Origin of the sequence: Shewanella sp. S23-S33, assembly GCF_043359565.1 — a bacterium.
Classification (GTDB): Bacteria; Pseudomonadota; Gammaproteobacteria; order Enterobacterales; family Shewanellaceae; genus Shewanella; species Shewanella oncorhynchi.
The window spans coordinates 1-12,738 of the sequence record NZ_JBHFFD010000073.1; the positions used below are offsets into that span (position 1 = coordinate 1).

Below are 12,738 nucleotides of genomic sequence, written 5' to 3' on the forward strand. Positions count from 1 at the left end.
TTAGGGCGTCTTTTTTTGTGAGCTATATCCCGCTTGCCCTGTGGTATGACCTCTGTTAGCCTGTGGCTCTTATTTCAAGGGCGGCGCGTTATGAATCTGTATTTTCGTTTGTTTTGGTTGTTATTCTGGCGCACGCGCCATTGTCGTAAGATCGATTTTCTAGGGACAAGCCGTATCACTTATCGTGCTTTACCGAGCGATTGCGACATCAATTTCCATCTCACTAATTCTCGCTATCCCGCGTTTATGGATCTGGCGCGGACCTATATGTTGGCCGAGATGGGTCTACTGAAACGTTTCTTAAAGTTGAAGTGGATGCCGATAGTTAACGCCGCCGAATTTACCTATATTCGCGATATTAAGCCGTTAAAAACCTTTGAGATTGAAACCAAAGTCGTCGGTTGGGATGAAAAGTATTTCTATATCGAACAACGCTTTGTGAGCGAACGTGGCCTACATTGTATCGTCCATGTACGCGGTGTGTTTGTGTGCAAAGGTAAGCAAGTGCCGCTAGATGTACTCGTGAAAGAAGCGGGTTATACCGATCCTGCACCTGAGTTGCCGTCCGAAGTCGTGAAGTGGAAAGCGTTTTTGCAGTTGAAGAAAGAACGCAATATGTGATTGTGTTGAGGCATGACTTACTCGCTAAGGTATGCCTCTTATTCCTGCCGTTTCCTCCATCTCAGCCAGTAACACCTCTTCTTGTACTAACATCCAAGCGCCACGCAGTTGTGCCTGTTGCCAATAGCGCACAATTTCATCTAAATCCAACAGGTTTAGATGTTGGAAGCTATAGCTTAAGCAAGGGATGAGTGCACAGTCGGCTAAGGTAAAACTGTCGCCACAGACCCAATGATGTTGTGTGAGTTGCGCGTCTAAGCGTTGAAACTGTGTCAGTAGTTGCTTCTCTAATTTTTTGATTTCGAATTCATTGCTGTCTTCTATGTGCTTTAACTTTTCTAATTGAAATAATGGGTTGTTAATATCATTGTCTATGATGCGATCGAACAAACGTACCTGTAAGTTGCGTTGTGGTTCTTGTGGCAGCAGCTGGGTACTGTTTTCAAAATGCCTATCTAAGTACTCGATAATAATGCTGGATTCGGGTATCAGCTGTTCATTTTGGGCTTTAAGCAGGGGGATTCGCGCTTGCGGATAACGTTGGTGAAATTCCTTGCGAGACAAAGGGTCGCGTAGATCTATGATTCTGGGGTAGAAGTTGGCCTGCTTTTCATAAAGTGCGATGAGCACTTTCTGTGAATAGCGTGATAACGGGTGATAAAAAAGCTCCATAGGCACTCACTCCAAACCCAGTCTTTTACGGACTTTACGTTTTAACTTTAGACGTAATTGAAGCGCTTGCTGTAAGAGTTTTCTTAAAAAATGCTGGAATAAACACAATTTTTCTTGGCAAAGCCAAGTGATCCATCAGGGATAAAAATCGGTATTATGAGCCCATATAGAAAGTGTCGGGATTTAATCATTTTAAAGGTAATAATATGAGCCAGTTAGAGCGTTTTTCATCTATTTATGCCAGAGCCAGTGAGCGCAAAGGCGGACCTGCTGGACTCGAAGCCTTATTGTCTGGTTGCCTGTCTGATGATGAAATTCGCCAATATCGGGATGCTGAATTATTGTCGGCCATGAGCCGTCAGGTGTTTCAAAGTGGCTTTGTATGGCGGGTGGTGGTTAACAAATGGCCCGAGTATGAGAAGTCTTTCTTTGGGTTCGAACCGCATAAAGTATTAATGTTATCGCCTGAGCAAATTCAAGCGCGGGCAAGTGATGCGACCTTGATTCGCCATCTTAAAAAGACTCAAGCCATTTATGATAATGCTCTGATGATCCACGATGTTGCTCGCGAACATGGCAGTTTGGCGCAACTGATCGCCGCTTGGCCGACACAGGATATTATTGGTTTGTGGGCGTTGTTGAAGAAACGCGGTACTCGATTGGGCGGCAATACGGGTACCTATTTTCTACGCGGTATTGGCAAAGATACTTTTTTGTTAACCGATGATGTACAAGGCTATTTTAAAGCACACAAGTTAGTTGATGCGGGCTTTACGTCGCAGACGGCGCTTAAACAAGTGCAAGCCGTATTTAATCAGTGGCAACAGGAGTCGGGTCGTTGTTTGGCTGATATCAGCCGTATTTTGGCTTGCAGCGTGGGCGATAATCGAATTTAGTCCTGTTAAGTTGTGATTGAAGATGAACAAATTAGTTTTAATAGACAAATATTGCTTTGCTAGCAATATTTTTCATTACAGAAGCATTATTTGTGGGAGTCTGAGTTTCATTTAATGGGGTATTAATCTGAATTTCGGGTTTGCTCCGTTTTGGGGTAACCACTAAAATAGCCCGCTAGCTATTATTTGTGACTGTTTAATTGTGTGGTGTTGACTCATAACGCTGGCGCTGCATTTAGCCGTGCACAAATAGTAGATGTAATAAACTGCACAGCAATCCGCTATCGGATGTATTCATGTTTTTACGCGCAAGCAGTCTGAAGCCAGCTCTTTGCTTACTCTCTTTCGGTATTGTCAGTCTTGATAGGGTCGTTTTTAACGATTTGATGCTGAGAGTGGCCTGAGTAAAAACAAGCGCGCTGCGTTTTCGTCTCTATGTACAAATTATTGCAACAAGTGACGGTTAAGCTAACGTCATTGAGCTGTGGGCCTTGGCCTGCCGCAAGTCTAGAATATGAACAGATTTGCAACATATACAATATGGAGTAGGCTTATTGGGTGTTTTACGGCATATCTCCCTAACAATGCCACTCAAAGTTAACCGATTTTTTAAATCGAATAACAATTCGATGAATATAGTAATGCTGAGTGAGTGAAAATTTTCATTAGTTTACAATTTAGTTTCGTTATCTTCCTTGTTGATTCATATAGGCTATGAGATAAATAACGGATTTGATTTTAGTTACAATTACGGCTCGTGTCAGCGCAATAAGTGTACTGGTATGTGGGCAGTTAATATTTGAAGGAGTTCTCATGCGGCAGACAATTAAACTTGCCTCAGTTATAAGCGTGGCGTTATGGATGGCAGCTTGCAGCCCTCAAGAAGAGAGCGCTCAGGCGGGTGCTGGTCCACGTAGTATGGAAGTGGGAATCCTTAATGTTGTTGCCCAGCCACAAGTGATTCAGGTGGAATTACCAGGACGCAGTAAAGCTTTCCTCGAGGCTGAAGTTCGTCCACAGGTTAACGGTATTATCACTAAGCGTAGTTTTGTTGAAGGTGGCAATGTGAAACAGGGTGAATCCTTGTATCAGATTGACTCTTCAACTTATAAAGCTGCTTTAGTGAGTGCCAATGCTGATTTAGCCAGAGCGAATGCGGGCTTAGCCTCAGCAAAAGCTAAGGCGGCACGTTATCAGCAATTGGTAAAAACCAACGCCATCAGTAAGCAAGAGTTCGATGAAGCTGAAGCGGCATATAAAGAAGCATTGGCAAATGTAACTGTGGCTGAAGCTGCGATTAACACCGCTAAAATCAACCTGCAATATACTGAAGTATTAGCGCCTATCTCTGGTCGTATCGGTAAATCGAGTGTGACTGCGGGGGCGTTAGTGACTGCCAACCAAAGCCAAACATTGGCGACGATTCAACAACTTGATCCTATCAATGTGGATATCGCGCAATCGAGTGCTCAGTTGTTACGTCTTAAAGCTAAGTTGCAGCAAGGTAAGCTACAAGCTTCAGAAAATGCAGACGTGAAATTATTGCTTGAAGATGGCACTCAATATAGTCATCCGGGTAAGTTGCAGTTCGCTGAAGTGAGCGTGGATCCAAACACTGGCTCAGTTATTCTGCGCGCAGAATTCCCTAACCCTGAAGGTATCTTGTTACCTGGCATGTATGTTCGCGCTATGTTAAATGCGGGCACTGATCCACAGGCTATCTTGGTTCCACAAAAAGCGATTACGCGTAACTCTAAGGGTGAAGCTGTGGCTATGGTGGTGAATGACCAAGGTTTAGTCGAAGCGAAAACAGTGACGACCGCAGAAGTGATTAACAACCAATGGCGAGTCACTTCTGGTTTAACTGTGGGCGACAAGTTGATTGTGGAAGGATTACAGAAAGTTCGTCCCGGCGCTCCAGTAACCACCAAAGTTATTTCTGAAACGCAAGCACAATAGGGCATAGCTATGGCACGTTTTTTTATTGATCGCCCCATCTTTGCGTGGGTGATCTCCTTGATTATTATGCTGGCGGGGATCCTCTCGATCCGCTCGCTGCCAGTGTCCCAATATCCTAACATTGCACCACCGACCGTGGTGATCAGTGCTAACTATCCTGGCGCTTCCGCTAAGATTGTTGAAGATTCTGTGACTCAGGTGATTGAGCAACGTATGACGGGTATCGATCACCTCCGTTATATCGCCTCAGCCAGTGACAGTTTTGGTAATGCTGAGATAACTTTAACCTTTAACGCTGAAGCCGATCCTGATATTGCACAGGTTCAAGTACAGAACAAGTTACAGGGCGCTATGACCCTGTTACCGCAAGAGGTGCAGGCACAAGGGGTTAACGTTAACAAGTCGAGTTCAGGCTTCTTAATGGTATTAGGCTTCGTATCGACCGATGGTTCGTTAGATAAAGGCGATATCGCTGACTATGTTGGTGCGAACATTCAAGATCCTATGAGTCGCGTACCTGGCGTAGGTGAAATTCAGCTGTTTGGTGCCCAATATGCGATGCGTATATGGCTTGATCCGTTGAAATTGACTCAATACAACTTGACCAGTTTAGACGTTATCGCAGCGATTCGTTCTCAAAACGCTCAAGTTTCAGCTGGACAGTTAGGTGGCGCGCCCTCTGTGGCTGGCCAAGAGTTGAACGCAACGGTATCGGCTCAAAGCCGCTTACAAACGGCAGAAGAGTTCCGCAAAATTATCCTTAAATCGGATATTTCAGGCGCAAACGTCTTCCTAAGTGATGTGGCACGGGTTGAATTAGGTTCTGAAAGTTATGCTGTGGTGTCACTGTATAACGGTCAACCTGCGACAGGGTTAGCGATTAAGCTGGCAACGGGTGCTAACGCGCTTGATACTGCTGAAGCTGTTCGTGAAAAAATTGCTGAGATGAAACCTTTCTTCCCGCAAGGGCTAGAAGTTGTTTATCCTTATGATACAACGCCTTTCGTTGAAAAATCGATAGAAGGTGTAGTACACACCTTGCTTGAAGCTATTGTACTAGTGTTCATCATCATGTACCTCTTCTTGCAAAATTTCCGCGCAACTTTGATCCCGACTATTGCGGTACCTGTGGTATTGCTGGGAACCTTTGCGATTCTGTCGTTAGCGGGTTTCTCGATTAACACTTTAACCATGTTTGCTATGGTGCTCGCCATTGGTTTGTTGGTGGACGATGCGATTGTGGTGGTGGAAAACGTCGAGCGGGTAATGGCCGAGGAGGGCTTAAGTCCACTGGAAGCGACGCGTAAGTCGATGGATCAAATTACCGGTGCTTTAGTCGGTATCGGTCTGACGCTCTCTGCAGTGTTTGTCCCTATGGCATTTATGTCAGGTTCAACTGGGGTTATTTATCGTCAGTTCTCTATCACTATCGTATCTGCGATGGCGTTGTCTGTTCTAGTTGCTTTGATTTTAACACCTGCACTTTGTGCGACTATGCTCAAACCGATTAAGAAGGGCCATGCTCATATCGAAACTGGCTTCTTTGGTTGGTTTAACCGTAGTTTCGATAAACTGACTAATCGTTATGAGTCGAGCGTTGCTGGGATCATCAAGCGCGGCTTTAGAGTGATGGCGATTTACGTTGTGCTGGTTATTGCAGTGGGTTGGATCTTTATCCGTATGCCTACGGCGTTCTTACCAGATGAAGACCAAGGTATTTTGTTCACGCAAGCCATTTTGCCGACTAACTCAACTCAAGAAAGCACCTTAAAAGTATTGGAGAAAGTGTCTGATCACTTTATGGCTGAGGAGGGCGTGAGATCGGTGTTTAGCGTGGCGGGCTTCAGTTTTGCGGGTCAAGGGCAAAACATGGGTATCGCCTTCGTTGGTTTGAAGGATTGGTCTGAGCGTGAAGCGCCAGGTATGGATGTGAAGTCTATTGCTGGTCGCGCTATGGGTGTGTTCGGTCAGATGAAAGATGCCTTAGTATTCGCCTTCGTACCGCCTGCGGTAATCGAGTTGGGAACAGCGAACGGTTTCGACATGTACCTGCAGGATAAGAACGGCCAAGGCCACGAGAAGTTAGTGGCGGCACGTAATCAACTGCTTGGTATGGCGGCACAGAATCCAAATCTGGTGGGTGTGCGTCCAAACGGTCAAGAAGATGCGCCAATTTATCAATTACATGTAGATCACGCTAAGTTGAGCGCGTTAGGCATTGAAATCACTAATGTGAACAATGTGCTTGCAACGGCTTGGGGCGGTTCTTATGTGAATGACTTTATTGACCGTGGCCGCGTGAAGAAAGTATATGTGCAAGGTGATGCCCAGTATCGTATGCAACCGGGAGATTTAGATTCTTGGTACGTGCGCAATAACAAGGGTGACATGGTGCCATTCTCTGCGTTTGCCACAGGTGCATGGGAATACGGTTCTCCACGTTTAGAACGCTTTAACGGCTTACCATCGATGAACATTCAGGGTGCCACGGCTCCTGGTTTCAGTACCGGTGCAGCTATGACAATTATGGAAGACTTAGCCAAGCAGCTTCCTCCTGGTTTTGGTGTCGCGTGGAACGGTCTATCGTATGAAGAACGTCTATCGGGTAACCAAGCACCAGCGCTGTATGCTCTGTCAATCTTAGTGGTCTTCTTAGTATTGGCAGCACTCTATGAAAGCTGGTCGGTACCCTTTGCAGTTGTGCTCGTGGTTCCGCTTGGGATCATCGGTGCCTTGATTGCAATGAATGGTCGCGGCTTGCCAAACGACGTGTTCTTCCAAGTGGGGCTGTTAACCACAGTAGGGTTAGCGACTAAGAACGCCATCTTGATTGTGGAATTCGCCAAAGAATTCTATGAGAAAGGTTCAGGCTTAGTCGAGGCGACCTTGCATGCGGTGCGTGTGCGTCTTCGCCCCATCTTAATGACGTCTCTAGCCTTTGGTCTGGGTGTTGTGCCGTTAGCTATCAGTACCGGTGTCGGCTCTGGTAGTCAAAACGCCATTGGTACAGGTGTACTCGGCGGTATGATGAGCTCGACTTTCCTAGGGATCTTCTTCGTACCATTATTCTTCGTGATAGTGGAGCGTCTCTTCAGTAAGCGCGAGAAGAAAGGTAAAGAACAGAAGCCAAACTCAGCTGAATAAGCTCGATCGTTTCTAAACTTCTAAACTAAAGCCCTGCAATTGCAGGGCTTTTTGTTATTTTAATGCTGTTAGTTATAAAGATGGATAGGCACTGTGCGCGAGTTCTGGCATATTGCGCTGAGGCAGTTAAGAGGACGAAACATGGATGATGCTGCGTTGGAATTGCAAAAACTAGATGCACTCATTGCTAAGGGTAAGATGTACGTCATTCTGGTCTTTGGCGTATTTTTCTGGGGTATGCTGACGTCCCTCGTGGTCACCTTAATACATTATTTTATATCGGGCGATCCATTCTGGGCGGAACTGCAAAGAGCGCTCTATATTTATCCCATTGGCGGTATTTTATTTGGTTGGTTTGTGTGGGTGCAGATTAATCGTAAGCGAGATAAACTGCGCGCCCAATAGTATCAATAGTTCTGGTTAAGCTGAGTGTAGGAGTGACATGGTGTTTTCGTGGGGTAATCTTGCCACTAAGCAACTTATCGTGGGAATGGTATGCCATGGCATAGCGCTGGCATTTTTGGCCTATGGCGTTTATGCATTTTACTTGCAGGAGCTTGTACTACCAGAGTTAACTCGCTGTGTCGGTGCTGCTGTGTTATTTGTGGGCATGGGGTTAGCCCCTCAATTATTTTTTATGTCTGTGAGCCAGATAGTATCGCAAGCTGAGGACACGACATTAAAATCTACCCTACAGACCTATGTGTTTAATCTAGGTATTTTTTTGATGATCTGCAGTCTGTTAATGGAATGGCTATACGACTAAAGCTATCGAATAAAGAAAGGGCGTCGACTTCATCATCGACGCCCTTTTTATTGCGGTTAAGGCGTGTAGTAAGTCGCGGCTCCCGGCCCAACGGGCAGACCAAAGCCAAATACCCACAGGAAGAAGAACGCTGTCCAACCCACGAAAAACACGAGCGAGTACGGCAGCATAGTGGCGATCAGCGTACCTATCCCCAGGTTTTTCTGGTAACGACAGGCAACCGCTAAGATCAAACCAAAGTAGCTCATCATAGGTGTGATTAAGTTAGTCACCGAATCCCCAATACGGTACGCCGCTTGAATCGTTTCGGGCGCATAACCAACCAGCATCAGCATAGGCACAAAAATAGGAGCGGTAATTGCCCACTGGGCCGAGGCGCTGCCAAGCATCAAGTTGATAATGCCGCAGAGCATAATAAAGAATAAAAATACGATCGGGCCCGTCAAGCCAATGGATTGCAGTGCATCGGCACCTAACACCGCCAATACTGCGCCTAAATTACTCCAGTTGAAGAAGGCGACAAACTGTGCGGCGAAAAAGACGAGGACGATGTACATGCCCATAGTGCTCATGCTGTGGGACATGGCATTGATGACATCTTTATCATTTTTGATGCTGCCCACGACTTTGCCGTAAATAAAGCCCGGTATGGCAAAACAGATAAAGATAAAGGCGACTATGCCCTTGAGGAATGGCGAACCTGAGATGAGACCGGTTTCAGGATGGCGCAGCGGTGCGCCTTCTGGTGCGACTGAAATCGCTAAAATAACCGCGAGCACTAACATAGATAACCCAGCCCATTTTAAGCCGCGTTTCTCAATAGCACTGATGCTCTCCATCGATTGCAGTACGGTTTCGTCTGCATCATTATCTTGGTATTGACCTAACTTAGGTTCGACGATTTTCTCTGTGACAAAGGCGCCAAGGAAAGTGATCACAAAGGTGGAGACAAACATGAAGTACCAGTTTACTTCTGGGCCGACGTTGTATTGAGGATCTATCATGCGCGCCGCAGCTTCGGTAATGCCCGATAGCAAGGGATCGACAGTACCAAGCAATAAGTTAGCGCTATAACCTCCTGAAACCCCGGCAAAAGCGGCAGCTAAACCTGCAAGTGGATGGCGGCCAAGGGAGTGGAAAATCATCGCCGCCATAGGGATAAGTACCACATAGCCAAGCTCGGCAGCGGTGTTGGACATAATGCCGGCAAATACTATGGTCACAGTGACTAATCGTTTAGAGGCGCCCATGACTAAAGCACGCATAGCCGCAGATAATAAGCCAGAGCGTTCGGCAATCCCGACGCCGAGTAGCGCCACGAGCACAGTGCCGAGCGGCGTAAAGCCAGTAAAGTTGGTCACCAGATGCGAGACTATCATCCGCAAACCTTCGGCGTTCATCAGGCTCACCACATGGATTAAACCGTCGGCACTGCGGCCGTGTGAGCCAATAGGTCTAGGATCGACCACGGTTAACCCAAAGTAGCCCGCAATACCTGAAATAATGACTATTGCAACACAGAACAGTGCGAATAAGGTAATTGGATGGGGCAGCAGGTTGCCTAAGCGTTCAACAATATTGAGAAAACGTACAAACCAACCACTAGAGCTGATATCGCCCGGTTGTGGATTGGGTTCAGAAGCTTTTTGTGGGGGAATATCGCCGGAATTAAAACTCATCGTCCTTCCTTTATGTCGACCTTTACGCAGCGCAATATTTGGACCCTATAACAGACTCGAGACATTGCCGACGGCCGATTGTGGATGACGTGGCTGAGGGATAACTCTAGGTGCAAGACTCGGAGTGAAAGCTAAGGTAAAAGTTAAAAAATTAGCGGCAAAGTATGATTGTTAAGTTTTAATTGAAACTTAAATGTTGCTATTGACTGTGTTGAGGTGAGGAGGGCCAAAATTAGGATAAAAAAATGGACTCTCGAGGAGTCCAGTATTCACGAGCAAAATTGGATGCTCTAATGTTGTGCCATATCACTATAGACGTTGTTTGCTGTATCGGAGCTGAATATCGATAAATTTATAGGTTAAATGCTGTTTTTTATGCAGATGATCACTTTTCATCGTTGAATATGGCCAGTTTCGTTGATGATTGCTCGTTAGATAACATCGCCAGCTCTGACCAGCGAGTAATTTCATTGTCTTAATCAGCCCGCAGGTGAAATTTTCACTCATTTATGGTTAGCTGTATCCTATTAACAAGAATAAGAAACCTAAGGATGGAAGATGGAAAAATTGTTATTGGGATTAACGCTGATTTTTATCGTGACCTATCTTTGGTACGTCAGCCTAGTCAAAAAGCGCAATACCGCGCTCGAAGCCTTGTCGGGTATCGATGTACAGCTGACCAAGCGTGCCGACCTTGTGCCTAATATTCTAAAAATTGCTAAACGATTTATGGAGCATGAAAAGTCACTGCTCACTGAAATCACCGAATTACGCACTCAGCTCAGCAATAATTACAACAAGGCCGATCCGAGTGCCGTTAAAGAGCATTTAGTTCAGGCCGAGCGGTTGAACGACAAAATGAGCACCTTGATGGTGAATGTGGAGAACTATCCCGAGCTCAAATCTGACAACACTATGTTGCAGGCGATGCAGACCTATAACGAGGTCGAAGCGCATATCTCAGCTGCGAGGCGTTTTTACAACTCGGCAGTTTCCGAGCTTAATACTGCGGTAGAAATCTTCCCCGGCTCGATTATCGCTTCTATGGCGAGTATTAAAGTGATGCCATTCTATGAGGTGAGCGAAGCGGCAAAAGCGCCCGTAGATGCGGCCGAATACTTGTAAGCTTAGCTGTGCAGGGTGAGTTATCACCCTGCAATACTATGACATCAATATGAATATCATCACTTTTATTTTAGGTAGCCCGATTCGGACTTATCGAGGTCCTGTTGGTTTGTCTGCGGATTTGGACGAACTACCTCAACTCGAAGCCTATTACGAAGAATATATCGCTCCAATCAGTCGCAAATATGAAACTAAGCGTGTGGCTTGCCTTAAGGCGGCGCGTAAACGTTTGTATTTGAGTTTGATGATAGTGCTTGGGCTGAGCTTGCTCACCGTTATTGGCTACTACAGCGGTGGCGCTTATTTCCCGCCTTTGCCATTGCTTGCCTTAGTCGGATTAAGCTGGTGGAGCTTTGCTCCGACTCGTGAGTTTAAGCATTTGGTTCAAAATGATATTTATCCGCTGATGTTTAAATATTTCGGCGATGATTTTATTTATAGCCGCGAAATGCGCCTCGACATGAATCGACTCGTTGCGGCTAAAGTATTACCGCGATACGACAAAGTCAGCTTCGGTGACTATATACAAGGCTGCTATAAGGGCGTTGAGTTGACGGTCAATGAGCTTACCTTGACCAAGAATGTGCAAGTCGAAGAGCTGGATGTCGGTACGAATAGCCGCAGAAGTGTGACCCGCACGGAAACCCAGTTTCGTGGCTTAGTGGTTGAGCTGAGTAGCCATAAAGCGTTTATGGGTCATACTGTGGTGCTGAGGGATCGCGGTGGTGTAGCAAATTTCCTGTCCGACAGCCATGCGGGACTGGTACGAGTCAAACTTGAAGATCCGCAATTTGAAAAAGAGTTCGACGCGTTTTCAACGGATCAAATCGAGTCACGTTATTTGCTCAATACGGCATTTATGGAGCGCTTACAGGAGCTTGCCAAACATTTCGATGGCAATATTCAATGTGCATTTTTCCGCAATAAATTGACTTTGTTCCTGCCGAATCGCAGAACGCATTTTCAAATGCAGTCCATTTTTCATGGCGCAACCTTTTCAGTAGAATTTAGTCAGATAAACCGAGAAATGAAGCAACTCTTTGCTATTATTGAAGTACTTAAACTTAATCAGTACACGGGACTTTGATGTTGCTTACTCGCTTAGCGCTTGCTCGTACACTGACTTTTGCAGCCTTTTCATTGCCCTGCAGATTTGAGGTGTTAGGCCTGTGCTTATTATTGATTTCGAGTTTGATGATAAATGCAAATGCTGAGGAGGCGCGCGAAAAAGCTAAGCCGCGTATTGTGGCGCGGTACTCACAGAGCGGCATAGTGAGTAGTGAAGGTCTAGAAAAACTCAAAATTTATCAATATCAACAAGCTAATGGTGTCACCGTATTTACCGACAAAGCCCCCGCAAATAACCAATATCAAATTTTGTTATATGACTGTTTTGCCTGTCGTCCCGATTCGACCATAGACTGGAATGGTATTCGGCTATTTACCGCTAATTATGATGCCCTGATCTCCCATGCGGCCCATAAGCATCAACTTGATCCCGCCTTAATCCGCGCAGTGATCCACGCGGAATCAGCCTTTAATGCGCGTGCACTTTCGCGAACTGGCGCCATGGGATTAATGCAATTGATGCCAGAAACAGCAAAAGAGATGGGTGTGGCAAATGCATTTTTGCCCGAAGAGAATATCTTAGGTGGCAGTAAGTATTTGGCACAAATGCTAAAACAGTTCAATGGTGATGTCGCATTGGCCTGTGCGGCTTACAATGCGGGGCCGACGACCGTGGTTCAGTACAATGGCATTCCGCCCTATCCTGAAACCCAAGCCTATGTTGAGCGTGTGAAAATTTTATTGAAGCGTTACCGCGAGCAGAAGGACGTTTAGTTGCCGCATTGATAAGCTAAAATGAAGTGGCGAA

Annotated in this window: 11 protein-coding genes; 9 read left to right on the plus strand and 2 right to left on the minus strand. The window is 45.9% G+C overall.

Annotated features, from left to right (window positions below; translation table 11 throughout):
- Positions 1-90: 90 nt before the first annotated feature.
- A complete protein-coding gene (locus ACHA99_RS20895; RefSeq protein WP_393944741.1) occupies positions 91-621 on the plus strand; it encodes a thioesterase family protein in 531 nt (176 codons plus the stop codon).
- Positions 622-645: 24 nt separating this feature from the next.
- On the opposite strand, the gene ACHA99_RS20900 is transcribed toward ACHA99_RS20895, so the two are convergent.
- Complete coding sequence (locus ACHA99_RS20900) at positions 646-1,293, minus strand: glutathione S-transferase family protein (protein WP_393944743.1); 648 nt, start codon at positions 1,291-1,293, stop codon at positions 646-648.
- A 206-nt stretch (positions 1,294-1,499) separates the two neighbouring features.
- Between ACHA99_RS20900 and ACHA99_RS20905 the strand changes: the two genes are divergently transcribed.
- The 5 genes from ACHA99_RS20905 to ACHA99_RS20925 all read left to right on the plus strand — a co-directional run bounded on the left by ACHA99_RS20905 (position 1,500) and on the right by ACHA99_RS20925 (position 8,058).
- Positions 1,500-2,189, plus strand: coding sequence for a DNA-3-methyladenine glycosylase I (locus ACHA99_RS20905; protein WP_393944745.1), 690 nt, complete (start codon positions 1,500-1,502; stop codon positions 2,187-2,189).
- 813 nt (positions 2,190-3,002) lie between these two features.
- Positions 3,003-4,148, plus strand: a complete 1,146-nt coding sequence (locus ACHA99_RS20910; protein ID WP_105250703.1) for an efflux RND transporter periplasmic adaptor subunit — start codon at positions 3,003-3,005, stop codon at positions 4,146-4,148.
- Positions 4,149-4,157: 9 nt separating this feature from the next.
- A complete protein-coding gene (locus ACHA99_RS20915; protein ID WP_105250702.1) occupies positions 4,158-7,292 on the plus strand; it encodes an efflux RND transporter permease subunit in 3,135 nt (1,044 codons plus the stop codon).
- Between the two features lie 141 nt (positions 7,293-7,433).
- A complete protein-coding gene (locus ACHA99_RS20920; protein WP_306683852.1) occupies positions 7,434-7,697 on the plus strand; it encodes a hypothetical protein in 264 nt (87 codons plus the stop codon).
- A gap of 37 nt (positions 7,698-7,734) precedes the next feature.
- Positions 7,735-8,058 carry a hypothetical protein gene (locus ACHA99_RS20925; RefSeq protein WP_219235070.1) on the plus strand — a complete coding sequence of 108 codons (324 nt, stop codon included), beginning with the start codon at positions 7,735-7,737 and terminating at the stop codon, positions 8,056-8,058.
- A 56-nt stretch (positions 8,059-8,114) separates the two neighbouring features.
- Here the strand turns inward: ACHA99_RS20925 and ACHA99_RS20930 are convergent, their stop codons facing one another.
- Positions 8,115-9,737: an AbgT family transporter gene (locus ACHA99_RS20930; RefSeq protein ID WP_393944748.1), complete on the minus strand. Its 1,623-nt coding sequence runs from the start codon at positions 9,735-9,737 to the stop codon at positions 8,115-8,117.
- A 558-nt stretch (positions 9,738-10,295) separates the two neighbouring features.
- Here ACHA99_RS20930 and ACHA99_RS20935 point away from each other — a divergent pair.
- Genes ACHA99_RS20935 through ACHA99_RS20945 form a run of 3 tightly spaced genes read left to right on the plus strand, consistent with a single transcriptional unit; the run spans position 10,296 to position 12,704 of the window.
- Positions 10,296-10,862 (plus strand): LemA family protein, encoded by a 567-nt coding sequence (locus tag ACHA99_RS20935; RefSeq protein ID WP_173497831.1) that lies wholly within the window; start codon positions 10,296-10,298, stop codon positions 10,860-10,862.
- A 49-nt stretch (positions 10,863-10,911) separates the two neighbouring features.
- Complete coding sequence (locus tag ACHA99_RS20940) at positions 10,912-11,949, plus strand: DUF3137 domain-containing protein (RefSeq protein ID WP_393944751.1); 1,038 nt, start codon at positions 10,912-10,914, stop codon at positions 11,947-11,949.
- A complete protein-coding gene (locus ACHA99_RS20945) occupies positions 11,949-12,704 on the plus strand; it encodes a lytic transglycosylase domain-containing protein (protein ID WP_263141382.1) in 756 nt (251 codons plus the stop codon). The genes ACHA99_RS20940 and ACHA99_RS20945 overlap by 1 nt, the downstream gene beginning before the upstream one ends.
- The last annotated feature ends 34 nt before the right edge of the window (positions 12,705-12,738 follow it).